This is a genomic window from Streptococcus oralis subsp. dentisani (assembly GCF_002096335.1).
Classification (GTDB): domain Bacteria; phylum Bacillota; class Bacilli; order Lactobacillales; family Streptococcaceae; genus Streptococcus; species Streptococcus oralis_Z.
This window is the reverse complement of record NZ_NCUW01000023.1, coordinates 1-23,136: the sequence shown is the minus strand read 5'-3', so window position 1 is coordinate 23,136 and position 23,136 is coordinate 1. Positions and strand designations below refer to the sequence as shown.

At 40.8% G+C, this 23,136-nt stretch carries 22 protein-coding genes and 2 pseudogenes; 20 read left to right on the top strand and 4 right to left on the bottom strand.

All coding sequences use genetic code 11. From position 1 onward, the window contains the following. Window positions 1-5 precede the first annotated feature (5 nt). From B7709_RS00715 to manA, 5 genes are all read left to right on the top strand, one after another. Window positions 6-2,249 carry a heavy metal translocating P-type ATPase gene (locus tag B7709_RS00715; protein WP_084970878.1) on the top strand — a complete coding sequence of 748 codons (2,244 nt, stop codon included), beginning with the start codon at window positions 6-8 and terminating at the stop codon, window positions 2,247-2,249. A gap of 362 nt (window positions 2,250-2,611) precedes the next feature. Then, complete coding sequence (gene spxB / locus B7709_RS00710) at window positions 2,612-4,387, top strand: pyruvate oxidase (RefSeq protein WP_007520383.1); 1,776 nt, start codon at window positions 2,612-2,614, stop codon at window positions 4,385-4,387. Window positions 4,388-4,445: 58 nt separating this feature from the next. Continuing rightward, complete coding sequence (locus tag B7709_RS00705; protein WP_084970876.1) at window positions 4,446-4,793, top strand: VOC family protein; 348 nt, start codon at window positions 4,446-4,448, stop codon at window positions 4,791-4,793. Between the two features lie 205 nt (window positions 4,794-4,998). Continuing rightward, window positions 4,999-5,259 carry a SemiSWEET family transporter gene (locus B7709_RS00700; protein WP_084970874.1) on the top strand — a complete coding sequence of 87 codons (261 nt, stop codon included), beginning with the start codon at window positions 4,999-5,001 and terminating at the stop codon, window positions 5,257-5,259. Window positions 5,260-5,518: 259 nt separating this feature from the next. Beyond that, window positions 5,519-6,463, top strand: coding sequence for a mannose-6-phosphate isomerase, class I (gene manA, locus B7709_RS00695; protein ID WP_084970872.1), 945 nt, complete (start codon window positions 5,519-5,521; stop codon window positions 6,461-6,463). Window positions 6,464-6,502: 39 nt separating this feature from the next. Here the strand turns inward: manA and B7709_RS00690 are convergent, their stop codons facing one another. Further along, window positions 6,503-7,843, bottom strand: coding sequence for a sodium-dependent transporter (locus B7709_RS00690; protein WP_084970897.1), 1,341 nt, complete (start codon window positions 7,841-7,843; stop codon window positions 6,503-6,505). Window positions 7,844-8,096: 253 nt separating this feature from the next. Between B7709_RS00690 and B7709_RS00685 the strand changes: the two genes are divergently transcribed. Continuing rightward, window positions 8,097-8,837, top strand: coding sequence for a MerR family transcriptional regulator (locus B7709_RS00685; RefSeq protein WP_084970870.1), 741 nt, complete (start codon window positions 8,097-8,099; stop codon window positions 8,835-8,837). 44 nt (window positions 8,838-8,881) lie between these two features. On the opposite strand, the gene B7709_RS00680 is transcribed toward B7709_RS00685, so the two are convergent. From B7709_RS00680 to B7709_RS00670, 3 genes are read right to left on the bottom strand one after another with little or no spacing between them, the layout of a single operon-like run. Then, complete coding sequence (locus B7709_RS00680) at window positions 8,882-9,403, bottom strand: DUF1697 domain-containing protein (RefSeq protein ID WP_042767777.1); 522 nt, start codon at window positions 9,401-9,403, stop codon at window positions 8,882-8,884. 13 nt (window positions 9,404-9,416) lie between these two features. Continuing rightward, window positions 9,417-10,598, bottom strand: a complete 1,182-nt coding sequence (locus B7709_RS00675) for a BaiN/RdsA family NAD(P)/FAD-dependent oxidoreductase (RefSeq protein WP_084970895.1) — start codon at window positions 10,596-10,598, stop codon at window positions 9,417-9,419. Window positions 10,599-10,653: 55 nt separating this feature from the next. Further along, window positions 10,654-11,499 carry a DegV family protein gene (locus B7709_RS00670; protein WP_084970868.1) on the bottom strand — a complete coding sequence of 282 codons (846 nt, stop codon included), beginning with the start codon at window positions 11,497-11,499 and terminating at the stop codon, window positions 10,654-10,656. A 124-nt stretch (window positions 11,500-11,623) separates the two neighbouring features. On the opposite strand from B7709_RS00670, the gene B7709_RS00665 reads away from it, so the two are divergent. The 14 genes and pseudogenes from B7709_RS00665 to B7709_RS10335 form a co-directional block, all read left to right on the top strand. Next, window positions 11,624-12,181, top strand: coding sequence for a TetR/AcrR family transcriptional regulator (locus tag B7709_RS00665; protein WP_084970866.1), 558 nt, complete (start codon window positions 11,624-11,626; stop codon window positions 12,179-12,181). A gap of 18 nt (window positions 12,182-12,199) precedes the next feature. Continuing rightward, window positions 12,200-12,657 (top strand): annotated as a pseudogene (locus B7709_RS00660) (deoxycytidylate deaminase). Between the two features lie 88 nt (window positions 12,658-12,745). Next, on the top strand, window positions 12,746-13,375 hold the full coding sequence (gene upp / locus B7709_RS00655; RefSeq protein WP_084970893.1) for a uracil phosphoribosyltransferase: 630 nt from the start codon (window positions 12,746-12,748) through the stop codon (window positions 13,373-13,375). Between the two features lie 173 nt (window positions 13,376-13,548). Further along, window positions 13,549-14,139, top strand: a complete 591-nt coding sequence (gene clpP / locus B7709_RS00650; RefSeq protein ID WP_000613464.1) for an ATP-dependent Clp protease proteolytic subunit ClpP — start codon at window positions 13,549-13,551, stop codon at window positions 14,137-14,139. 79 nt (window positions 14,140-14,218) lie between these two features. Next, the gene (locus B7709_RS00645) at window positions 14,219-14,488 is read left to right on the top strand and encodes a YlbG family protein (RefSeq protein WP_000462130.1); all 270 of its coding nucleotides are present in this window, start codon (window positions 14,219-14,221) and stop codon (window positions 14,486-14,488) included. Between the two features lie 87 nt (window positions 14,489-14,575). Next, the gene (locus tag B7709_RS00640; protein WP_084970863.1) at window positions 14,576-15,736 is read left to right on the top strand and encodes an ABC transporter substrate-binding protein; all 1,161 of its coding nucleotides are present in this window, start codon (window positions 14,576-14,578) and stop codon (window positions 15,734-15,736) included. A gap of 118 nt (window positions 15,737-15,854) precedes the next feature. Next, on the top strand, window positions 15,855-16,724 hold the full coding sequence (locus B7709_RS00635; protein WP_084970860.1) for a branched-chain amino acid ABC transporter permease: 870 nt from the start codon (window positions 15,855-15,857) through the stop codon (window positions 16,722-16,724). A 3-nt stretch (window positions 16,725-16,727) separates the two neighbouring features. Further along, window positions 16,728-17,684, top strand: a complete 957-nt coding sequence (locus B7709_RS00630; RefSeq protein ID WP_084970857.1) for a branched-chain amino acid ABC transporter permease — start codon at window positions 16,728-16,730, stop codon at window positions 17,682-17,684. After that, window positions 17,684-18,448, top strand: a complete 765-nt coding sequence (locus B7709_RS00625) for an ABC transporter ATP-binding protein (protein WP_001186011.1) — start codon at window positions 17,684-17,686, stop codon at window positions 18,446-18,448. Before B7709_RS00630 ends, B7709_RS00625 begins: the two co-directional genes overlap by 1 nt. Beyond that, window positions 18,448-19,158 carry an ABC transporter ATP-binding protein gene (locus B7709_RS00620; RefSeq protein ID WP_000062210.1) on the top strand — a complete coding sequence of 237 codons (711 nt, stop codon included), beginning with the start codon at window positions 18,448-18,450 and terminating at the stop codon, window positions 19,156-19,158. The genes B7709_RS00625 and B7709_RS00620 overlap by 1 nt, the downstream gene beginning before the upstream one ends. Window positions 19,159-19,455: 297 nt before the next feature. After that, on the top strand, window positions 19,456-21,234 hold the full coding sequence (locus B7709_RS00615) for a phosphotransferase (RefSeq protein WP_084970855.1): 1,779 nt from the start codon (window positions 19,456-19,458) through the stop codon (window positions 21,232-21,234). A gap of 1 nt (window position 21,235) precedes the next feature. After that, window positions 21,236-21,421 (top strand): hypothetical protein, encoded by a 186-nt coding sequence (locus tag B7709_RS00610; RefSeq protein WP_084970853.1) that lies wholly within the window; start codon window positions 21,236-21,238, stop codon window positions 21,419-21,421. A 1-nt stretch (window position 21,422) separates the two neighbouring features. Further along, window positions 21,423-22,850: a cytosine permease gene (locus B7709_RS00605; protein ID WP_084970851.1), complete on the top strand. Its 1,428-nt coding sequence runs from the start codon at window positions 21,423-21,425 to the stop codon at window positions 22,848-22,850. A 131-nt stretch (window positions 22,851-22,981) separates the two neighbouring features. Beyond that, window positions 22,982-23,136: pseudogene (locus B7709_RS10335) on the top strand (cytosine permease); the annotation flags it as partial.

Genomic DNA, 23,136 nt, shown 5'->3' with positions numbered 1-23,136 from the left:
ATGATATGACTGAAATTGTAAAAGCAAGTCTTGAAAATGGTGTTCAAAAAATCCGTATCACGGCAGACAAAGGCTACCATCCAGCCCATATCCAGCTTCAAAAAGGAATTCCCGCTGAAATTACCTTTCATCGTGCCACCCCTTCAAACTGTTACAAGGAAATTCTTTTTGAAGAAGAAGGCATCTTGGAACCAATCGGAGTAGACGAGGAAAAGGTCATTCGTTTTACACCTCAAGAGTTGGGGAAACATGAATTCTCATGTGGAATGAAGATGCAAAAGGGAAGTTATACCGTAGTTGAGAAGACTCGAAAATCTTTATCACTTTTACAGCGTTTTTGGATTACCAGTATCTTTACTGTGCCTCTTGTGATTCTCATGATTGGGATGTTGACAGGCAGCATTAGTCACCAAGTCATGCATTGGGGAACCTTTCTAGCCACAACGCCTATTATGTTAGTAGCAGGTGGTCCTTATATCCAAAGCGCTTGGGCCAGCTTTAAAAAACACAATGCCAATATGGATACCTTGGTTGCTTTGGGAACTCTAGTGGCTTATCTCTATAGTCTAGTTGCCCTCTTTGCTGGTCTCCCTGTCTACTTTGAAAGTGCTGGATTTATCCTCTTCTTCGTTCTTTTGGGGGCAGTTTTTGAAGAGAAAATGAGGAAAAATACTTCCCAAGCTGTGGAGAAACTACTGGATTTGCAGGCTAAAACAGCGGAAGTCTTGCGTGATGATAGCTATGTTCAAGTTCCCTTGGACCAAGTCAAGGTAGGCGACCTGGTTCGAGTGCGTCCAGGTGAAAAGATTGCAGTTGATGGTGTCGTAGTGGAAGGTGTGTCCAGCATAGATGAATCCATGGTGACAGGTGAGAGCCTGCCAGTGGACAAGACAGTTGGAGATACTGTCATTGGCTCAACTATCAATAATAGCGGAACGCTTATTTTTAGGGCAGAAAAGGTTGGCTCAGAGACTGTTTTGGCACAGATTGTAGACTTTGTAAAGAAAGCTCAGACTAGCCGCGCACCGATTCAGGACTTGACGGATAAGATTTCAGGGATTTTTGTCCCAGCAGTTGTCATTTTAGGAATCGTGACCTTTTGGGTTTGGTTCGTTTTGCTCAGGGATAGTGTAGTCGTGCTTGGAGCTAGCTTTGTGTCTTCTCTTCTCTATGGAGTTGCGGTTTTGATTATTGCCTGCCCTTGTGCCTTGGGTCTTGCAACACCGACAGCTCTTATGGTAGGGACAGGACGCAGTGCCAAAATGGGGGTTCTTCTCAAAAATGGAACAGTCTTACAGGAAATTCAGAAAGTCCAAACTATTGTGTTTGATAAGACAGGGACTTTGACGGAAGGAAAACCAGTGGTCACTGATATCATTGGCGATGAGACAGAAGTGCTCGGCTTAGCTGCCTCCTTGGAAGAAGCTTCTCAACACCCACTGGCTGAGGCTGTTGTCAAGAGAGCAAGTGAAGCTGGACTTGAGTTTCAAACTGTCGAAAATTTCCAAGCCTTGCACGGAAAAGGTGTTTCAGGGCAAATAGCTGGGAAACAAGTCTTACTTGGAAATGCTAAAATGCTAGATAGTATGGATATTTCCAGCGCTTATCAGGAAAAACTAGAAGAACTAGAAAAAGAAGCTAAGACAGTTGTTTTCTTGGCTGTTGATAATGAAATCAAAGGCTTGCTTGCTTTGCAAGATATTCCCAAGGAAAATGCTAAGCTAGCCATCAGTCAGTTGAAAAAACGTGGTCTTAAAACAGTCATGCTGACAGGAGATAATGCTGGTGTGGCGCGTGCTATTGCAGATCAAATCGGAATCGAAGAGGTCATTGCAGGCGTCCTACCAGAAGAAAAAGCCCATGAAATCCATAAACTACAAGCAGCTGGGAAAGTAGCCTTTGTTGGTGATGGCATCAATGATGCTCCTGCCCTCAGTGTAGCAGATGTGGGGATTGCCATGGGAGCTGGAACGGATATCGCCATCGAGTCAGCAGATTTAGTGTTGACAACTAATAACCTCCTAGGAGTGGTTCGTGCCTTTGACATGAGTAAGAAAACCTTTAACCGTATTCTGCTCAATCTTTTCTGGGCCTTTATCTACAATGTCGTCGGAATTCCGATTGCAGCAGGAATCTTTTCTGGTGTTGGATTGGCCCTCAATCCAGAACTGGCAGGTCTAGCCATGGCCTTTAGTTCTGTATCTGTTCTGACCAGTTCACTCTTACTAAACTTTAGTAAAATAGACTAAAAGCGAGCTTGCTCGCTTTTTATACTCTTCGAAAATCTCTTCAAACCACGTCAGCGTCGCCTTGCCGTAGCTATATGACACTGACTCCGTCAGTTCTATCCACAACCTCAAAACAGTGTTTTGAGCAACCTGCGGCTAGTTTCCTAATTTGGTCTTTAATTTTCATTGAGTATTATAAAACAGTTCTGAAAAACGTTTTCAATCTGTACTGTAATAGAGAATAAAAACTTCTGAGCACATTCTTAGGAGACCCAAAACAAATGTGGTAAAGTAGTAGAGTAAAAATTTGCTGAAACGTTTCCAAATAATATATGAAAACGGATGAATCAAGTTTTAAAAATATTTGAAGGAGAGTTATCATTATGACTCAAGGGAAAATTACTGCATCTGCAGCAATGCTTAATGTATTGAAAACATGGGGCGTAGATACAATCTACGGTATCCCATCAGGAACACTCAGCTCATTGATGGATGCTTTGGCTGAAGACAAAGATATCCGCTTCTTGCAAGTTCGCCACGAAGAAACAGGTGCTCTTGCAGCGGTAATGCAAGCTAAATTCGGCGGCTCAATCGGGGTTGCTGTTGGTTCAGGTGGTCCAGGTGCGACTCACTTGATTAACGGTGTTTACGATGCAGCTATGGATAACACTCCATTCCTTGCTATCCTTGGATCACGTCCAGTTAACGAACTCAACATGGATGCCTTCCAAGAATTGAACCAAAACCCAATGTACAACGGTATCGCTGTCTACAACAAACGTGTAGCTTACGCTGAGCAATTGCCAAAAGTAATCGACGAAGCTTGCCGCGCTGCAGTTTCTAAAAAAGGTCCAGCTGTTGTTGAAATCCCAGTAAACTTCGGTTTCCAAGAAATCGACGAAAATTCATACTATGGATCAGGTTCATACGAACGTTCATTCATCGCTCCTGCCTTGAACGAAGTTGAAATCGACAAAGCTGTTGAAATCTTGAACAATGCTGAACGTCCAGTTATCTATGCTGGTTACGGTGGTGTTAAAGCTGGTGAAGTGATTACTGAATTGTCACGTAAAATCAAAGCACCAATTATCACAACTGGTAAAAACTTTGAAGCCTTTGAATGGAACTACGAAGGTTTGACAGGTTCTGCTTACCGTGTTGGTTGGAAACCAGCCAACGAAGTTGTCTTTGAAGCAGACACCGTTCTTTTCCTTGGTTCAAACTTCCCATTTGCTGAAGTTTACGAAGCCTTCAAGAACACTGAAAAATTCATCCAAGTTGATATTGACCCTTACAAACTTGGTAAACGTCATGCCCTTGATGCTTCTATCCTTGGTGATGCAGGTCAAGCAGCGAAAGCAATCCTTGACAAAGTAAACCCAGTAGAATCTACTCCATGGTGGCGTGCAAACGTTAAGAACAACCAAAACTGGCGTGATTACATGAACAAACTCGAAGGTAAAACTGAGGGTGAATTGCAATTGTACCAAGTTTACAATGCAATCAACAAACATGCTGATCAAGACGCTATCTACTCAATCGACGTAGGTGACACTACTCAAACATCTACTCGTCATCTTCACATGACACCTAAGAACATGTGGCGTACATCTCCACTCTTTGCGACAATGGGTATTGCCCTTCCTGGTGGTATCGCTGCTAAGAAAGACAATCCAGATCGCCAAGTATGGAACATCATGGGTGACGGTGCATTCAACATGTGCTACCCAGACGTGATCACAAACGTTCAATACGACCTTCCAGTTATCAACGTTGTCTTCTCAAATGGTAAATATGCCTTCATCAAGGACAAATACGAAGACACAAACAAACACTTGTTTGGTTGTGACTTCCCTAATGCTGACTATGCGAAAATCGCTGAAGCGCAAGGTGCTGTAGGATTTACAGTTGACCGTATCGAAGATATCGATGCAGTTGTTGCAGAAGCTGTTAAATTGAACAAAGAAGGTAAAACTGTTGTGATCGATGCTCGCATCTCTCAACATCGTCCACTTCCAGTAGAAGTACTTGAATTGGATCCAAAACAACACTCAGAAGAAGCAATCAAAGCCTTCAAGGAAAAATACGAAGCAGAAGAACTCGTACCATTCCGCCTCTTCTTGGAAGAAGAAGGATTGCAATCACGCGCAATTAAATAGTTCCTTTGTGGAACTTGAAAAGATCGGAGCAATCCGGTCTTTTTCTGGAGGATAACAAATGAATTTAAATCAATTAGATATTATCGTTTCGAATGTTCCCCAAGTCTGTGCTGACTTGGAGCGGCTTTTGGATAAAAAGGCCGATTATGTTGATGGCAGTTTTGCTCAGTTTACGATTGGCAGTCATTGTCTCATGTTATCACAAAATCACCTGATTCCTTTGAACAATTTTCAGTCAGGAATCATTCTTCACGTCGAGGTTGAGAATCTAAATCAGAATTACCAACGATTGAAAGAAATTGGTACTGAGATTTTACACGGTCCTTCTGAAACCGATTGGGGAACAGAGTCCTTATTAGTTAGAGGACCTGCTGGTCTAGTGATTGATTTTTATCAAATGAAATAGGACGATTAGTCATTTGAGGTTAACCTTAATCATTCTTAAAACAGAATGTGAGAATAGGAACTATTGAAAGATCGGAGAAACTCCGGTCTTTTTCTTATCACAAGATTGTGATAGTTTACATCTTCATAACAAAAGCTTCAAAGTCTTGATTGTTTTGAAAAAAGATTATAAAATATGATTCATAAAAATGAAAGAGGATTTGAAAATGTCTGAAAAACAAATGAAAATTTTGGGTTGGGTGGCGACCTTCATGTCTGTTATGATGTACGTGTCTTACTTCCCACAAATCATGAACAATCTGGCTGATCAAAAAGGAAATTTCATCCAACCCTTGGTCGCAGCTATCAACTGTAGTTTATGGGTTTACTACGGTCTTTTCAAGAAAGAAAGAGATATTCCGCTTGCCGCTGCCAATGCACCAGGTATTATTTTTGGCCTGGTAACGGCTATTACAGCTTTGATTTAAAAGGAACAGAGGAGACTGGTTTTCAGTATTTTTTTAGCGAAATATAGTCTTAAGTGAAAAATTTTAAGGCGAGTTGAGGGAAATAGCCCATTGACAGCTTGCTTTCTGAGAGCTATTTTATGGGATTCTATGAAATATACTCGTTTATCGTTACTATTTTTATAAAATCTTCTCCCTACTTTATAAGATGTGAAAAAGAGTTCAATTAGATCAAGCTTTTTGCTATAATGAGGGGAGAAAAATCAGACAGGAGATTGACATGTCAGAACCATTATTTTTACAATCAGTTATGCAAGAAAAAATCTGGGGTGGAACCAAGCTACGTGATGAGTTTGGCTACGATATTCCAAGTGAAAAAATCGGGGAATGCTGGGCCATTTCAGCTCACCCAAATGGTGTCTCTAAAGTTTCCAATGGTCGCTACGAGGGAATAGACCTAGCTACCTTGTATGCAGAGCACCGTGAATTATTTGGTAACCGTCCAGAGCCTGTATTTCCACTCTTGACCAAGATTCTCGATGCCAACGACTGGCTCAGTGTCCAAGTTCACCCAGACGATGCCTATGGACTAGAACACGAAGGCGAACTTGGAAAAACAGAGTGCTGGTACATCATCGCAGCGGATGAAGGTTCAGAGATTATCTATGGGCACAATGCCAAGTCAAAAGAAGAACTCCGCCAGCAAATCGAAGCTAAAGACTGGGATAGTCTATTAACAAAAGTCCCTGTCAAGGCTGGAGATTTCTTCTATGTACCAAGCGGTACCATGCACGCTATCGGTGCAGGTATCTTGATTCTTGAAACCCAGCAGTCAAGCGATACCACCTACCGTGTCTATGACTTTGACCGTAAGGATAACAAGGGCAACTTACGTGAGCTTCACCTTGAAAAATCCATCGATGTTTTAAACATTGGCGAGCCAGCAAATAGCCGTCCGGTGACTGTTAAGGCAGATGATCTGCGTTCCACTCTCCTTGTGTCTAATGACTTCTTCGCCGTTTACAAGTGGGAAATCACTGGAAAAGTTGACTTTGAAAAGACAACTGACTATAGTTTGTTTAGCGTCTTGACTGGTCAAGGTCAGCTTACTGTTGACGGAAAAAACTATCCAATCCAAAAAGGCAGCCACTTTATCCTACCAAGTGATGTTGAAGCTTGGACCCTGGAAGGACAAGGTTTGGAATTGATTGTTAGTCATCCATAAAAAGAAAGGGCCTGAGTTCACTACTCAAGTCCTTTTTGATTACATAAATTGGGCGATAAAAACCACAATGATGATGATAGGAATGATAAAACGAAGAAGGAAGAGCCAAACTTGGAAAAGTCCCTGTTTCCATGCTCTTTCATCGAGATGGAGTTCCTCCATACCAAGTGTCTTCTTAAAGATATAGCCTGTAAAGAGAGAAAGGCAAAGTGCTCCAAAGGGCATGAGGAGATTGGAAACCAAGAAATCCATGGCATCAAAGAAGGTCTTTCCAAAAATGTGAACATCCGCCATAACACCGTAAGATAGGGCTGAAGGAATGCCAAAGACAAAGGTCAAGATTCCTAAAATGGTACTCCATTTGGCACGCTTGCTGTTATCCTGATTGGTGATATTGCCCACATTGATCTCCAGCATCACGACAGAAGAAGTGACCGTCGCAAAGAGGAAAAGCAAGAGGAAAAGGATGTAGAAAATGGTTCCAAAAGGCATCTTGTCAAAGAGTTGAGGCAAGACGATAAAGAGCAGGCTTGGTCCCCCTTCAGACTGGATATTGAAGGCTGACATGGCTGGGAAAATGGCTAGTCCTGCCATGATGGATACCGAGATGTTCATGGCTACGATGGAAATCCCTGACTGGACCAGATTGGTTTTCTTGTCCAAGTAGGACGCATAGGTCAGCATAGCTGTAACTCCTAGTGAAAGGGCAAAGAAAGATTGTCCCAGAGCATAGAGGAGACCAGCGCTAGTCAGTTTTGAAAAGTCTGGTTTGAGGAAGTAAAGAACGCCTTCCATGGCATTTGGCAAACTGAGAGAGCGCCCGATGATGACTACAAAGATGATAAAGAGCAGGGGCATCATGACCTTTGAGGCTCTTTCAATTCCTTTTTGAACCCCACGTGATACAATAAAGATATTTAATAAGATAAAGGCAGCTTGAGCCCCTAGAGCAATGGCTGGATTTGAAATGATCGATGTAAATAACTGAGCATAATCACCCGTTCCACCAAGCTGGAACAATTTCCCAAACTCAATGCCTAGATAGACTAAAATCCATCCTCCAATAACACTGTAGAAGGATAAGAGGATAAAGAGGGCAAAGGCACCAATCCAACCGATAAAATTGTATTTATTATTGTTGCCCAGTTTTCCAAAGGTTTTGATTGCCGAAACGCCAGCACTACGGCCAAGGGCAAACTCAGCCAGCAGGAGAGGGAAACCAATTAAAATGGTAGAAGTGAGAAAGACCAGTAAAAAGCCTCCACCACCATTTGCAGCAGTCATGTAGGGAAATTTCCAAACAGCTCCAAGTCCGATGGCTGAACCAGCAGATGCTAGGATAAAGCCTAGTTTTGAACCCCATTGCGATTTTTCTGACATAGTTGAAACTCCAATCTCGTTTTTTAAAATAAGAAAAGGCTACTTGAGTTGTCAAATAGCCCTCTCTCAATAGCTCTCTATGAGCCTTCTGTTTGATTGATAGACTTGACTATCCTATCATGTTTTCTAAGGTCTGTCAAGAAAACCATTTTCAAGTTTTCACACTTTTCTCAAAAAGTTAAAAATTTTTCGTAAAAACGCTTGACTCTGACCTAAGGGGAGGGGTTATACTATTTCTTGTAAGGAGGAAATCATGTACCATATAAAAGAAGCTGCGCAGCTTTCAGGTGTCTCTGTCAAGACCCTGCACCACTACGATAAGATAGGACTCTTGGTTCCGTTGAAGTCGGAAAACGGCTATCGAACCTACAGTCAAGAGGATTTGGAACGACTTCAGGTCATTCTGTACTACAAATATCTAGGTTTTTCTTTAGAAAAAATAGCAGAGCTGTTAAAGGAAGAAAGGACAGATTTATTGCCCCATTTGACCAGACAGTTGGACTATCTAACTCGAGAAAGGCAACATCTGGATACCTTGATTTCCACCTTGCAAAAAACCATTCAAGAACAAAAAGGAGAAAGAAAAATGACCATTGAGGAAAAATTCACTGGATTTAGCTATCAAGACAATCAAAAATACCACCAAGAGGCGGTAGAGAAATATGGTCAAGAAGTCATGGGAGAAGCTCTCGAGCGCCAAAAAGGCCGCGAAGATGAGGCGACGACTGCCTTTAACCAAGTTTTTCAAGCCTTAGCACAAAATCTTCAAGCTGGTCTGCCTGAAACAGCAGTTGAAAACCAAGAGCAAGCAGCTAAGCTATTGCAAGCCATTCGTACTTATGGATTTGACTGCTCTATTGAGGTATTCGGTCATATCGGTAAAGGCTACGTCTACAACCCTGAGTTTAAGAAGAACATTGACAAATTTGGACCTGGTACAGCTCAATACACATCAGATGCCATTGCGGCTTACGTTCAGACACAGACAAAATAAAAATCAGCGGAGTTACCTCTGCTGATTTTTTCTGGTTTCAAGTACTATTTGGTTAATAGTTTTTCAACTACGTTTAACTTTCGCATGGTCAGAACCACGCCAAACAATTTTTCAAGATAGTTGGTATTGAGCTTTTTTTGTTTTGCAGTTCTAGGAAGATAGAGGTAGAGACAGTAATCGCCTACACAGATTTCTTCCTCGCCGTAGTCAGTTTTCAATTTTTCTAGTGGCAGACTTTGGATAAGTCCTTGATAAAGAATTACATGCACACGATCATGAAGATAGTCTTCTTTAAATGGATTCTCATGAACAATCTTTTCAAAATCGTTCTTATTCTTGATAACCATTTTTAAGTCGGCCCCAATTTTTTCCTTTATCAAAGTATGAACGCGTTCTCGTATTTCTTCTAAATCTGAGTCACTCTCAAGAATGATATTCCCACTTTGAATATAGGTTCGAACGTGTTGAAAACCAGCTTCTGTCAAAATATCTACCAAATAAGACATTTTCGGGATAGCATTTTTTCCATTAGGAGTAACGCCTCTTAGTAAAATAATATGTTCCAAAGGACTTCCTTTCTTATTTGGTATTTATTGGATTGGAGCCTGCCACCCAGCCGGTGCAGAGGGCAGAAGTGATGTTGAAACCGCCCGTGTGGGCATTGATATCCAGGACCTCGCCAGCAAAGTGGAGCCCAGGTACCAGCTTACTTTCGAGGGTTTTGGGATTGATTTCCTTGAGACTGACACCGCCTTTAGTTACAAAGGATTTGGCAAGAGACATTTTGCCAGTCACAGGAATTTTGAGAGCCTTGATAGACTGGAGTAGTTGCTCGCGTTCTTTTTCTGTTAGCTGTTTGACTTTTTCAGGATATCCTTGCACAAGAAATTCTGCCAAGCGTTCTGGCAACAAAGTTTTTAAAGCATTTTTCAAGGATTTTTCCCGATTTTCTTCTAGAAATGTTGTTAAGTCATCCACTGAAAGTTGAGGCAAGACATCCAGTGAGAGAACCTCCCCACCCTTGACAAAGCTGGACATGCGTAGAGCAGCAGGACCTGACAAACCAAAGTGGGTAAAGAGCAGATCATGAGTGATGACATGCTTACCATAGCTTAGGGTCACATCATCCAGTGAAATTCCCTGCAAGGCCTTATGTGGAAAATCTGTCAATAAAGGACTTTCAGCAGCTTCAAGTTCAGTCACAGTATGCTTAAAATGACGGGCAATCTCGTGACCAAAACCAGTTGAACCAGTCGAAGGATAAGATTTGCCACCAGTAGTGACAATCAGTTTATCACAAGTGAAGGTTTGGTCTGCGGACTTAAGGACAAACTGGTCGTCTATCTTTTTAACCGAAACAATTTCTGTTTGAGTGAGAACTTGCCCACCAAGTTCAATGATTTTCTTTTCCAAGGTTTCAATAATGGTCCGAGACCTGTCACTGGCAGGAAAGACGCGGCCGTGGTCTTCGACCTTAAGTTTGACCCCATTTTCCGTAAAAAAGTTGATGATATCATGGTTATCAAACTGAGAGAAGACACTGTAAAGAAAGCGGCCATTTCCAGGGATGCCAGCTAGTAGGTCATCTAGAGTTCCGTTGTTAGTTACATTGCAACGGCCACCACCAGTACCAGCCAATTTTTTGCCAAGTTTCCGATTTTTTTCGATGAGAAGGGTTTTCTGACCATAAAAGCTACTGGAAATGGTAGCCATCATGCCGGCAGGACCTCCACCGATGACAATAGTATCAAAATGTTTCATAGCTCTATTGTACCACAAAAAATAAGAGATGCTTGGCATCTCTTGTTGTAAGATTTTAGTTGATTTCATATCCCATCAACAAACCGCCATCTTCTGCATAAAAACTGCAGAGACCAGATGTTGGAACAATTTTGATATTGGCTTGTGGGAATGTTTCTCGCAAACGTTCTGAAAGCTGCTGACAGAATTTTTCATTGCTGTGATGAGCCATGACGATACGACCACCAGCATAACCAGCTTTGATGAGTTCTTCATAGGTTGCTTGAAGGGATTTTTTTGCTCCACGAGCTTTTTGTAGTAGTTCTAGGGTTCCAGTATTACTCGCCTCTCCGACCATACGAATGTTGAGAAGCCCAACAACTGTACCGATAAGTTTACTCAAACGACCATTTTTAACCAAGTTATCAACTTTAGCGAGGACAAAGAGCAATTTTGTTTTTTCTTGGTAGGCTGTGATAGCTTCAACAACTTCCTCAAAAGATAATCCTTGGTCAATCAAATCATTAATTTTTTCGACAATCAAATCAACTTCCCCACCTGCAGATAAACTATCAATCACATGAATCTGAGTGTCAGGGTGTTCTTCGAGGTAAATGTTCTTAGCGAGTTGTGCACTGTTGTGGCTACCAGAAAGAGCACCAGTGATGGTAACAACAAAGATATGCTTGGCACCTTCGAACGCTCGTAAGTAATCATCAGGGCTAGGACAAGCTGATTTTGAAGCCTCAGAAGTCGCATACATGGTTTCCATCATGTGATTAATGTCGAGATTGGCATCGTCAATAAAGACCTGATCAGCTACTTGAATGGTTAAAGGAACACTGACAAATTCAGTATCGATAGCAGGAGTTGCTAGTTGACGATAATCACAACCAGAGTCAGCCACAATCTTCCAAGTCATAGAAATTCTCCATCTTTGTCACTTATACATTGACAAAGGTTCTGTCTTTTTTTACAATTATATCATGAAAGCCCTTGAAACAAAAGTACCACCTCTCTGTTGTCACAAGTAGAAAGAAATTGTTATGTCTGAACGTAAAATATCTAAAAAATCACTTGAAAATCTCAGAAAATCAAATCAAGAATCCAATTTCTTGACCAGAGAAGCGATTGAGACTGCACTTTTGCAACTTCTGGAAAGAAAAGACTTGGCTAAGATTAGTATTTCAGAGTTGGTCAAGCGGGCGGGCGTTTCTCGTGCTGCCTTCTATCGAAATTATGATTCTAAAGAAGAGATTTTGGAAAGCGTCTTTAAACGCAGTGTTCAGAATATCATGGAACAGCTCAGCCACTACGATGTTAAAACCGACCTTTATTTGGTCTGGGTTCACCTTTTCCGAGCAGCCAAGAAAGAAGCCAAGGTTATCCAACTTGCTCTGGACTACCACTTGGAAAAGATTTTTGTCCAAGCTATGCAGGAATTTCTGGAAAAATACCATGGAAAATCAAAAGGTGTTAGTAGCTATCTGCATTCGTTTTGGAGTTCTGCCATCGTATCGGTTCTATTCAAATGGATCAAGGATGGCATGAAGGTTCCAGCTGAAAAGATTGCTGATTTACGTTTGCCATTTTTCAAAAAATAAAGGAAAAGGAGAAGACTTATGACAGAAAAAAGACTGGCTTGGGATGAGTACTTTGCAGCCCAGGCCTTACTGATTGCCAATCGTTCTACTTGTAAACGCGCCAAAGTAGGTGCTGTCTTAGTCAAGGATATTCAACAGGTTACAATGGTTCAGTATCAGGAACGGAGCACTGTATTGACCACGAATGTCTTGTCATTGAAGGACACTGTGTCCGAACACTTCATGCTGAGGTCAATGCCATCTTACAAGGAGCCGAACGTGGGGTTCCCAAAGGATTTACAGCTTATGTGACCCATTTCCCTTGTCTGAACTGCACAAAACAACTCTTACAAGTCGGCTGCAAACGTGTAGTTTATATCAATCAGTATCGTATGGACGACTATGCCAAATACCTCTATCAAGAAAAAGGGACCGAGTTGACCCATTTACCGCTTGAGACTGTTCAGACAGCTCTTCAAGAAGCCAATTTAATTTAGAATTTATAAAAAATGAATGGTTTAGAAAGCTTTTTAAACCGTTTTTTGATATAATAAGAAGAATAAATTGAAAGAAGGAATTCAGAAAATGGGAAAAATTGAAGTCATTAATCATCCACTGATTCAACACAAATTGTCAATCTTGCGTCGTACAGACACTTCTACAAAAGCTTTTCGTGAGCTCGTAGATGAGATTGCAATGTTGATGGGATATGAAGTACTTCGTGATCTTCCACTTGAAGATGTGGAAATCGAAACACCAATCACAAAAACAGTTCAAAAACAATTGGCTGGTAAAAAATTGGCGATTGTCCCAATCTTGCGTGCAGGTATCGGAATGGTCGATGGACTATTGAGCTTGGTTCCAGCAGCAAAAGTTGGACATATTGGTATGTACCGTGATGAAGAAACCCTTCAACCAGTTGAATACTTGGTGAAATTGCCTGAGGACATTGACCAACGTCAAATCTTTGTAGTGGACCCAATGTTGGCAACAGGTGGGTCAGCAATCTTGGCTGTAGATTCCCTTAAAAAACGTGGTGCTTCAAATATCAAGTTTGTCTGCCTAGCATCTGCTCCAGAAGGAGTGAAAGCTCTTCAAGAAGCTCACCCAGATGTAGAAATTTTTACTGCGGCCTTGGATGAACGCTTGAATGAACACGGTTATATCGTACCAGGTCTTGGAGATGCTGGAGACCGTTTGTTCGGTACCAAATAAGATTCCAAAGTAAATACTGGAACTAGAAGTTCATTTTTGACTCGAAAGGAGGTTGAGTTTTTGTTTCTGTTTAGAGAATAGAGCAAAAATTTGACCTTTTTTGACCAAAAAGATATAATAGTTCTGTATTGAGTCGTATGACTAAGAAAATTCAACATTAAAAGGAGAAATGAATGATTCCTGTAGTTATTGAACAAACAAGCCGTGGAGAACGTTCCTATGATATTTACTCTCGTCTTCTGAAAGACCGCATCATCATGCTAACAGGTCCAGTTGAAGACAATATGGCCAACTCCGTTATCGCCCAATTACTGTTCTTGGATGCCCAAGATAGCACAAAAGATATTTACCTTTATGTCAATACACCTGGAGGCTCTGTTTCAGCTGGTTTGGCAATCGTTGATACCATGAACTTTATCAAGGCAGATGTTCAAACCATTGTTATGGGGATGGCTGCATCCATGGGGACTGTCATTGCATCAAGTGGAGCAAAAGGCAAACGCTTCATGCTTCCAAATGCAGAGTACATGATTCACCAACCAATGGGTGGTACGGGTGGTGGTACCCAACAAACGGATATGGCAATCGCAGCAGAACACTTGCTCAAAACTCGTAAGACATTGGAGAAAATTCTTGCAGATAACTCTGGTAAATCAGTTGAGCAAATTCATGCGGATGCGGAACGTGATTACTGGATGAGCGCCCAAGAAACGCTTGAATATGGCTTTATTGATGAAATCATGGCCAACAATTCGTTAAGCTAAGCAACCTAGAAAGCAAACTCGACGGAGTTTGCTTTTTTTGATATAATTAGGAGAAGATTTCTTAGAAAGAGGATTTAACATGTTTGAAAAGGTCAATCGCTCAGGGTTAATCATCTATCTTTACTACAATCGGGATGCAAAAAAACTTCAGGAATACGGTGATATCTGTTACCATTCTAAGAAACACCGTTACTTGCAACTCTATGTTCCAACGGAGGAGCTAGATGACTTAGTTGAGAGATTAGGTAAGGAAAGATTTATCAAGAAAATTAGACGTTGCCATATTCAAGAGTTAGAGACACCCTTTGTTGGGAATCTCTATCGCAACGAAGAAAACGTTATCATTTAAAAAATTAAATAAATGTATTGACAATTTTCTGATAATTCGGTATATTCTTAACATACAATTTTTGAAACAACTATAAGGAGATTAAAAATGAAGAAAAAATTTGCCCTATCTTTTGTGGCTCTTGCTAGTGTAGCACTTCTTGCTGCCTGTGGAGAGGTCAAGTCAGGAGCGTCAAATACAACTGGAAACCCAGTAGACGAAAAAACGATTAAAATCGGTTTTAACTTTGAAGAGACAGGTGCTGTGGCAGCTTACGGTACAGCTGAACAAAAAGGTGCCCAACTTGCTGTAGACGAAATCAATGCAGCAGGTGGTATCGATGGAAAACAAATCGAAGTTGTAGATAAGGACAACAAGTCAGAAACTGCTGAAGCAGCTTCTGTTACAACGAACCTTGTAACTCAATCAAAAGTTGCAGCTATCGTAGGACCTGCGACATCTGGTGCAACTGCCGCAGCTGTAGCTAACGCTACTAAAGCTGGAGTGCCATTGATTTCACCAAGTGCTACTCAAGACGGTTTGACTAAAGGTCAAGATTACCTATTTATCGGAACATTCCAAGATAGCTTCCAAGGGAAGATTATTTCTAACTATGTAACAAACAAATTGAATGCTAAGAAGGTTGTTCTTTATACTGACAACGCTAGTGACTATGCAAAAGGTATTGCTAAATCTTTCCGCGAAGCCTATAAGGGTGAGATTGTAGCAGATGAAACTTTTGTAGCAGGTGATACTGACTTCCAAGCAGCCCTTACTAAAATGAAAGACAAAGAGTTTGACGCTATCGTTGTTCCAGGTTACTACACAGAAGCAGGTAAGATTGTAAACCAAGCTCGTGGAATGGGAATTGATAAACCAATCGTTGGTGGAGATGGATTTAACGGTGAAGAATTTGTTCAACAAGCAACTGCTGAAAGAGCATCAAACATTTACTTCATTTCAGGATTCTCAACTACAGTTGATGTTTCTGCAAAAGCTAAAGCTTTCCTTGAAGCCTACCGTGCTAAATACAATGAAGAGCCTTCAACATTCTCAGCTTTGGCCTATGACTCAGTTTACCTAGTAGCAAATGCTGCAAAAGGTGCTAAAAACTCAGGTGAAATCAAGGACAACCTTGCTAAAACCAAAGATTTTGATGGTGTAACTGGTCAAACGAGCTTTGATGCAGATCACAACACAGTGAAAACTGCTTACATGATGACCATGAACAATGGTAAAGTGGAAGCAGCAGAAGTTGTAAAACCATAACATTAGAATAGTAGTTGAAATAGGGAATGAGCCTTTGACTCACTCCCTGTTTCGGTGTTTATGAACTTGTGAAAATAATGAAATTTTCTAAAAATAACGATAGAAAAGAGAGAATGCTATGCTCCAACAACTTGTGAATGGTCTAATTCTGGGTAGTGTTTATGCACTTTTGGCTCTGGGTTATACCATGGTTTATGGAATTATCAAACTCATTAACTTCGCCCACGGTGATATTTATATGATGGGTGCCTTTATTGGTTACTTTTTGATTAATTCTTTCCAAATGGATTTCTTTTTAGCTTTAATTATATCAATGGCAGGAACTGCACTACTTGGTGTTGTGATTGAGTTTCTTGCCTACCGTCCTTTGCGACACTCTACACGTATTGCTGTTTTGATTACAGCCATCGGAGTGTCTTTCCTACTGGAATATGGAATGGTCTACTTGGTCGGTGCCAATACTCGTGCCTTTCCTCAAGCTATTCAAACAGTTCGCTATGATTTGGGGCCAATCAGCTTGACAAATGTTCAGTTGATGATTCTAGCAGTTTCCTTACTCCTGATGATTTTATTGCAAGTGATTGTTCAAAAAACAAAAATGGGGAAAGCCATGCGTGCGGTATCAGTTGATAGCGATGCAGCTCAATTGATGGGAATTAACGTAAATCGTACAATCAGTTTTACCTTTGCTTTGGGTTCAGCCCTTGCTGGAGCAGCAGGTGTCCTCATTGCCCTTTACTACAACTCTCTTGAACCATTGATGGGTGTGACTCCAGGTCTGAAATCATTCGTTGCGGCCGTTCTTGGTGGTATCGGGATTATTCCTGGTGCAGCTCTAGGGGGATTTGTGATTGGCTTGTTGGAAACTTTTGCAACTGCCCTTGGTATGTCTGATTTCCGTGATGCTATCGTATATGGAATCTTGCTTTTGATTCTGATTGTTCGACCTGCAGGTATCCTTGGTAAGAATGTGAAAGAGAAGGTGTAAACAATGAAGACAAATCTTAAAGTAAATATTCTATGGTTATTCCTTCTGTTAGCAGGTTATGGATTGATTAGCATATTGGTTTCTGCTGGTGTTCTCAATCTGTTCCATGTCCAAATTTTAGAACAAATTGGGATTAATATCATCCTTGCAGTAGGTCTGAACTTAATCGTTGGTTTTTCAGGACAATTCTCACTCGGCCATGCAGGTTTTATGGCGATTGGGGCTTATGCAGCAGCGATTATTGGTTCAAAATCACCAACCTATGGTGCCTTCTTTGGAGCAATGATCTTGGGTGCCTTGATTTCTGGTGCAGTCGCTTTGCTCGTTGGGATTCCAACACTCCGCTTGAAGGGTGACTACCTGGCTGTTGCGACACTAGGTGTTTCAGAAATCATTCGTATCTTTATCATTAATGGTGGTAGTTTGACAAACGGTGCTGCTGGTATCTTGGGTATTCCAAACTTTACCAACTGGCAGATGGTTTATCTTTTTGTAATTATCACAACTATTGCAACCCTCAACTTCTTACGTAGTCCAATTGGACGCTCTACTCTATCTGTTCGTGAGGATGAGATTGCTGCAGAGTCAGTTGGGGTAAATACTACAAAAATCAAAATTATGGCTTTTGTCTTTGGTGCTATTACAGCAAGTATTGCTGGTTCACTTCAGGCTGGTTTTATCGGATCTGTTGTGCCAAAAGATTACACCTTTATTAATTCCATCAACGTGTTGATTATCGTTGTATTTGGTGGACTTGGATCTATTACTGGTACCATCGTTTCAGCGATTGTTTTAGGAATTTTAAATATGCTCCTTCAAGATGTAGCTAGCGTACGTATGATCATCTACGCTTTGGCTCTTGTATTGGTGATGATTTTCAGACCAGGTGGACTTCTTGGGACATGGGAATTGAGTCTATCACGTTTCTTTAAAAAATCTAAGAAGGAGGGACAAAACTAATGGCATTACTTGAAGTTAAACAGTTAACCAAACATTTTGGCGGTCTAACAGCTGTTGGAGACGTCACTCTTGAATTGAATGAGGGAGAATTGGTTGGTCTGATTGGACCAAATGGAGCTGGTAAAACGACCCTTTTCAATCTCTTGACGGGTGTTTATGAACCAAGCGAAGGTACTGTGACACTAGATGGTCACCTCCTAAATGGGAAAACTCCTTATAAGATTGCTTCACTTGGACTCAGTCGTACTTTCCAAAATATTCGTTTGTTCAAGGATCTGACAGTTTTAGACAATGTTCTCATCGCTTTTGGAAATCATCATAAACAACATGTCCTCGCTAGCTTTCTACGCTTGCCTGCTTTCTATAAGAATGAGGAAGAATTAAAAAGTAAAGCGTTGGACTTGCTGAAGATTTTTGATTTGGATGGCGATGCAGATACACTTGCTAAAAATCTGGCCTATGGTCAACAACGTCGATTAGAAATCGTTCGTGCTCTGGCAACCGAACCCAAGATTCTCTTTTTGGATGAACCTGCAGCTGGGATGAATCCACAAGAAACAGCTGAATTGACAGAATTGATCCGTCGTATCAAAGACGAATTTAAAATTACGATCATGCTCATCGAACACGATATGAACTTGGTTATGGAAGTCACTGAGCGTATCTATGTTCTTGAATATGGCCGTTTGATTGCTCATGGTACTCCGGATGAGATTAAGAACAACAAACGCGTTATCGAAGCTTATCTAGGAGGTGAAGCCTAATGTCTATGTTAAAAGTTGAAAACCTCTCTGTACATTACGGTATGATCCAAGCAGTTCGTGATGTTAGTTTCGAGGTCAATGAAGGTGAAGTTGTTTCCTTGATTGGTGCCAATGGTGCTGGTAAAACAACCATTCTTCGTACCCTTTCAGGTTTGGTTCGTCCAAGTGCTGGTAAAATTCAGTTTTTAGGAAAAGAAATTCAAAAGATGCCAGCGCAAAAAATCGTGGCAGGTGGGCTTTCACAAGTTCCTGAAGGACGCCATGTTTTTCCAGGTTTGACTGTTATGGAAAACTTAGAAATGGGAGCCTTTTTAAAGAAAAACCGAGAAGAAAATCAAGCCAACTTGAAGAAAGTCTTCTCTCGTTTTCCACGTTTAGAAGAACGCAAAAACCAAGATGCAGCTACCCTTTCAGGTGGTGAGCAACAGATGCTTGCTATGGGACGTGCTCTCATGTCCACGCCTAAGCTCCTCCTCTTGGATGAGCCGTCTATGGGACTTGCCCCTATCTTTATCCAAGAAATTTTTGATATCATCCAAGATATTCAGAAGCAAGGAACAACTGTTCTCCTAATTGAGCAGAACGCTAACAAGGCTCTTGCTATCTCTGACCGAGGTTATGTACTTGAAACAGGCAAGATTGTCCTATCAGGAACAGGAAAAGAACTCGCAGCATCAGATGAAGTCAGAAAAGCATACCTAGGTGGCTAAAACAATCCATTGGATTGTTTTAGTCGGCAGATAAGGATTGCTAAAGCAATTCTCCTCTAGTCCGAGGCACCTTTTTAGTCGTCAGATAAGGATTATGTAAGTAATCATCCAATCCATTGGATTGTTTTGTAGATGAATTTGAAGAGCTCCAAATTGGGGCTCTTTCTTTGTTTGGTCACTATTTTGATGGACTTGATTTGAGCACCCGTTTTCTTAATATAGAATCTGGCTTGACAAAAGCATGTGTTCATAATATAATTAAATAAATAAAAATATTGAACAAAAGAGGCTGAAGATATGCTATCAGAAAAACAATTTAAACTTTTACGTTTTTTGTTGACTCACAAAGATGAAAACTTTACGCAGAGACAATTGGCTGAACAGCTAGACATCTCTTTGGGGGCGGTGAATAACCTTCTCAAGGAATGTAAAGAAAAGAAGTGGATCGGTGAGGAAAATCACTTAACTGACCTAGGTGAGGAGGCTTTAACTCCGTATCAGGTGAAGAATGCCATTATCATGGCAGCAGGTATGAGTAGCCGCTTTGCACCTTTGTCTTATGAGCTACCAAAAGGATTGCTCCAAGTCAAAGGTGAGCGTTTGATTGAGAGAGAAATCAAGCAGTTGCAGGAAGCTGGGATAGAGGATATTACAGTTATTGTAGGCTATCTGCAAGAAAAAATGTTCTATCTGGCAGAAAAATTTGGCGTTAAAATCGTTGTAAATAATGATTACTACAAGTACAATAACTGTTCTTCTCTCATGCTAGTCAGAGACCAGCTTTCTAACACTTACATTTGCTCGTCGGATAATTATTTTGTGGAAAATCCGTTTGAACGATACATTTATAGAGGTTATTATTCGACTATATTTGCAGAAGGAGACACAGACGAATACTGCTCTAAGGAAGACTCCAATCACACAATCATCGATATTCAAATCGGTGGAACGAATACTTGGGCTATGGTGGGGCATGTTTATTTTGATCGTGCATTTAGTGAAAAATTCGTAGATATTTTAGAAACTGAATTTAAGCACGAACCATATCGCGAACAGCTCTGGGAAGATTACTATAGTCGTCACGTCAAGGAGCTTCCTTTGGAAGCTCGGCATTATTCAGCAGATATTGTTAAGGAGTTTGATTCACTAGATGAGTTGCGTCAGTTTGATGAACACTATTTGGTGAATACGAATTCGGAAATCATTGATAATATTTGTAAGACATTAGGATGTGTAGCTTCAGATATTGTCAATATCAAACCTCTAAAAGATGGTCTAACCAACACTTCGTTTTCATTTGACTGTCTAGGGAAGAAATATGTTTACCGTCATCCGGGTAGGGGGACTGAAAATTATATTGATCGTGCTAGTGAAGCCGCTTCCATGGAAATTGCTGCAAAATTAAAGATTGACCGTACTTTTGTCGCCATGAACAAGGATGAAGGCTGGAAAATTTCAGAATTTATTCCCAATGCCAAGCAACTAGATTATAATAACTGGGATGATGTGGCAAAAGCAATGGAGCTCTTGAGACGCTTGCACCAATCTGGAGAAAAAACAGATCATTCCTTTGATCAATTTGAGGGAATTGATGATTTTAGACAAAAATTAAAAGCCAGCAATCGTTTTGAATTTGATGGGCTTGAAGAGTTGGATAAGAATGTCTCAGTTCTCGAGAAGCTTCTACAAGAAGATCAAGCGAAAAAGGTTCTCTGCCATGGAGATTCTTATAGCCCGAATTTTTTGTTGAATGAAGCTGGAGAAATGAGCTTGATTGATTGGGAATATTCTGGTATGGGAGATCCAGCAGGAGATTTAGGAACCTTTATTGGATGTTCAAATTATACAGTAGAAGAAGCTGAAAAGGTGCTTGAAATCTATTTACAAGAAGTTCCAGACAAGAGAACCAAACGCCACTACTTGGCCTATGTATCAGTGACTTCATATTATTGGTTTTTATGGGCCCTGTTCCAAGAAAGTGTTGGAAAACCAGTAGGTGAATTTCTTTATATCTGGTATCGTTATACCAAGCAGTATGGGCAAATTGCACTAGATTTGTATTTAGAGGAGAATTAAGATGAAACCGACATCAGAAATTGAAGAATTAGTAGCACATGAAACGAAAAGAAGGCTAGAAGAAATGGAATCACCAAACTATGTGTTTGCTCAGCCATTTTTAAAAAGTGACTTTACTATAGTCATCGCCCTAGTCATAGTCAACCTCATTTTGATTATACTAGCCATGACAGGAGGTATTCAATAAAATGTCTAAGATGAATGACTTTATTCAACAGGAGACGATAACGGGAATTGTTCCCATGACTAACAAGGATCGTCAGTATTCTTTCTGGGATCTCTTCCTGTCAACAAGTGGTTTTGCCATCGCAACTTGGTGTTATACCCAAGGAGCTTATGTAGCTCAATATTTGACCTTTAATCAAATGTTGATCAATATTTTTAGTTTTAATATTATCTGGGTCTTCATTGAATGTCTCCCAATTTTGTTTGCCGTTAAGTATGGAATTGATTTGTGGATTTGGTTGAGGGCTGTCTTAGGAAAAAAAGGGGTAGCCTTGCTATCAACCATTATTAGCTTGGCTAACTTTGGCTGGTATGCCGTTGCGGCCAATCTTTTTGCCAGCTCCATGATTCATTTGGGAAATAATTTTGGACTTGGTTTAGATAAGGGAGTATGGGCACCGATTTTAGGTACTCTCTGTGTTCTCCTTGGAACGTTGATTGCTCTAGGAGGTCCAGAAGTGATTAAATGGACCAATCGCTTCTTAGTTATTGCCTTGTTGATTGTCGGTCTGATTATCGTTGGAATCTGCTTTGTCGCCGTTCCTATTACTGACATTATGAACATTCAACCAGCTACCCAAGGAGATTTAACTCCATTAGAACGCTTCATGCTTTCTGGGGAAGGAAATGTGGCCTTTGCCTTCTCTTGGTCTACACAAGCATTGGTCTTGCCACGTTTGGCAAAATCAGAACGTAGTGGCTATTGGGCTACAGCTTTATCATACGGAGTTGTTGCGCCCTTCTTCGTTGCGACAGGTGGAGTGATGGCTTTGGCCATGTTTGTTAAAACAGGTGTTTATGAAAGTGATCCAACAACCATGCTATCAACTCTAAGCACACCTGCCTTTGCTCTCTTAAGTCTACTACTAGTAGCCTTTGCCAATATTGGAACCCAAGGGACAGGATCATACGTGAACTGTATGATTGTAAAAAGTGGGATGCCCAAAGTGAGCTATAAACTAATGGTTTGGATTGCCATGGTATACGTGAGCCTACTCACCATCTGGGGAGGGGTAGAAGAGTACTTCGGTTCCTTCATCTCACTAGCCGCCTATATTCAGGGGCCAATTATTGGTATGATTGTTGTCGATTACTTCATCTTAAGAAAACGAAAACTCGACTTGCGTTCAGCCTATTTCCTTGAAGGTCATGACGCCTACGAGTTTACTAAGGGATTTAACGTGGTTGGCTTGTCTTGTGTATTTATCTCCTTATTGGTAGCAGTACTATTTGTTTACAACCCTGTAACAGCACAGATTCAAAGCCCAATCTTTTTAATCACAACGGGTAGTGGCTTTACTGCGATCTTTGGTGGTTTATTGTACTGGCTAGCTAGCTTAACTCCTTTAAAACGCTATATGATCAAGGATCGGGACTCTGTTACGATTTAAGGATAAATGAAAACCTTAATCTATATCTATTCGCTTCCTCTTTTTTGAAAGTTAATTTTACATTAGTATTGGCATGATTCTAGTCAATCATATTCTGATTATCCTAGCCATGACAGGAGGTATTCAATAAAATGTCCAAAATGAATGACTTCATTCAACAGGAGACGATAACGGGAATCGTTCCCATGACCAACAAGGATCGTCAGTATTCTTTCTGGGATCTCTTCCTGTCAACAAGTGGTTTTGCCATCGCAACTTGGTGTTATACCCAAGGAGCTTATGTAGC

What these genes read in the sequence shown, in the direction of transcription:
- B7709_RS00635 (WP_084970860.1), top strand. Translation starts at nt 15,855, where the DNA reads ATGCTCCAACAACTTGTGAATGGTCTAATTCTGGGTAGTGTTTATGCA.
- B7709_RS00670 (WP_084970868.1), bottom strand. Translation starts at nt 11,499, where the DNA reads ATGACTTGGAAGATTGTGGCTGACTCTGGTTGTGATTATCGTCAACTA.
- B7709_RS00715 (WP_084970878.1), top strand. Translation starts at nt 6, where the DNA reads ATGACTGAAATTGTAAAAGCAAGTCTTGAAAATGGTGTTCAAAAAATC.
- B7709_RS00705 (WP_084970876.1), top strand. Translation starts at nt 4,446, where the DNA reads ATGAATTTAAATCAATTAGATATTATCGTTTCGAATGTTCCCCAAGTC.
- B7709_RS00690 (WP_084970897.1), bottom strand. Translation starts at nt 7,843, where the DNA reads ATGTCAGAAAAATCGCAATGGGGTTCAAAACTAGGCTTTATCCTAGCA.
- B7709_RS00630 (WP_084970857.1), top strand. Translation starts at nt 16,728, where the DNA reads ATGAAGACAAATCTTAAAGTAAATATTCTATGGTTATTCCTTCTGTTA.
- B7709_RS00605 (WP_084970851.1), top strand. Translation starts at nt 21,423, where the DNA reads ATGTCTAAGATGAATGACTTTATTCAACAGGAGACGATAACGGGAATT.
- B7709_RS00610 (WP_084970853.1), top strand. Translation starts at nt 21,236, where the DNA reads ATGAAACCGACATCAGAAATTGAAGAATTAGTAGCACATGAAACGAAA.
- upp (WP_084970893.1), top strand. Translation starts at nt 12,746, where the DNA reads ATGGGAAAAATTGAAGTCATTAATCATCCACTGATTCAACACAAATTG.
- manA (WP_084970872.1), top strand. Translation starts at nt 5,519, where the DNA reads ATGTCAGAACCATTATTTTTACAATCAGTTATGCAAGAAAAAATCTGG.
- B7709_RS00620 (WP_000062210.1), top strand. Translation starts at nt 18,448, where the DNA reads ATGTCTATGTTAAAAGTTGAAAACCTCTCTGTACATTACGGTATGATC.
- B7709_RS00640 (WP_084970863.1), top strand. Translation starts at nt 14,576, where the DNA reads ATGAAGAAAAAATTTGCCCTATCTTTTGTGGCTCTTGCTAGTGTAGCA.
- spxB (WP_007520383.1), top strand. Translation starts at nt 2,612, where the DNA reads ATGACTCAAGGGAAAATTACTGCATCTGCAGCAATGCTTAATGTATTG.
- B7709_RS00625 (WP_001186011.1), top strand. Translation starts at nt 17,684, where the DNA reads ATGGCATTACTTGAAGTTAAACAGTTAACCAAACATTTTGGCGGTCTA.
- B7709_RS00665 (WP_084970866.1), top strand. Translation starts at nt 11,624, where the DNA reads ATGTCTGAACGTAAAATATCTAAAAAATCACTTGAAAATCTCAGAAAA.
- clpP (WP_000613464.1), top strand. Translation starts at nt 13,549, where the DNA reads ATGATTCCTGTAGTTATTGAACAAACAAGCCGTGGAGAACGTTCCTAT.
- B7709_RS00685 (WP_084970870.1), top strand. Translation starts at nt 8,097, where the DNA reads ATGTACCATATAAAAGAAGCTGCGCAGCTTTCAGGTGTCTCTGTCAAG.
- B7709_RS00645 (WP_000462130.1), top strand. Translation starts at nt 14,219, where the DNA reads ATGTTTGAAAAGGTCAATCGCTCAGGGTTAATCATCTATCTTTACTAC.
- B7709_RS00675 (WP_084970895.1), bottom strand. Translation starts at nt 10,598, where the DNA reads ATGAAACATTTTGATACTATTGTCATCGGTGGAGGTCCTGCCGGCATG.
- B7709_RS00700 (WP_084970874.1), top strand. Translation starts at nt 4,999, where the DNA reads ATGTCTGAAAAACAAATGAAAATTTTGGGTTGGGTGGCGACCTTCATG.
- B7709_RS00615 (WP_084970855.1), top strand. Translation starts at nt 19,456, where the DNA reads ATGCTATCAGAAAAACAATTTAAACTTTTACGTTTTTTGTTGACTCAC.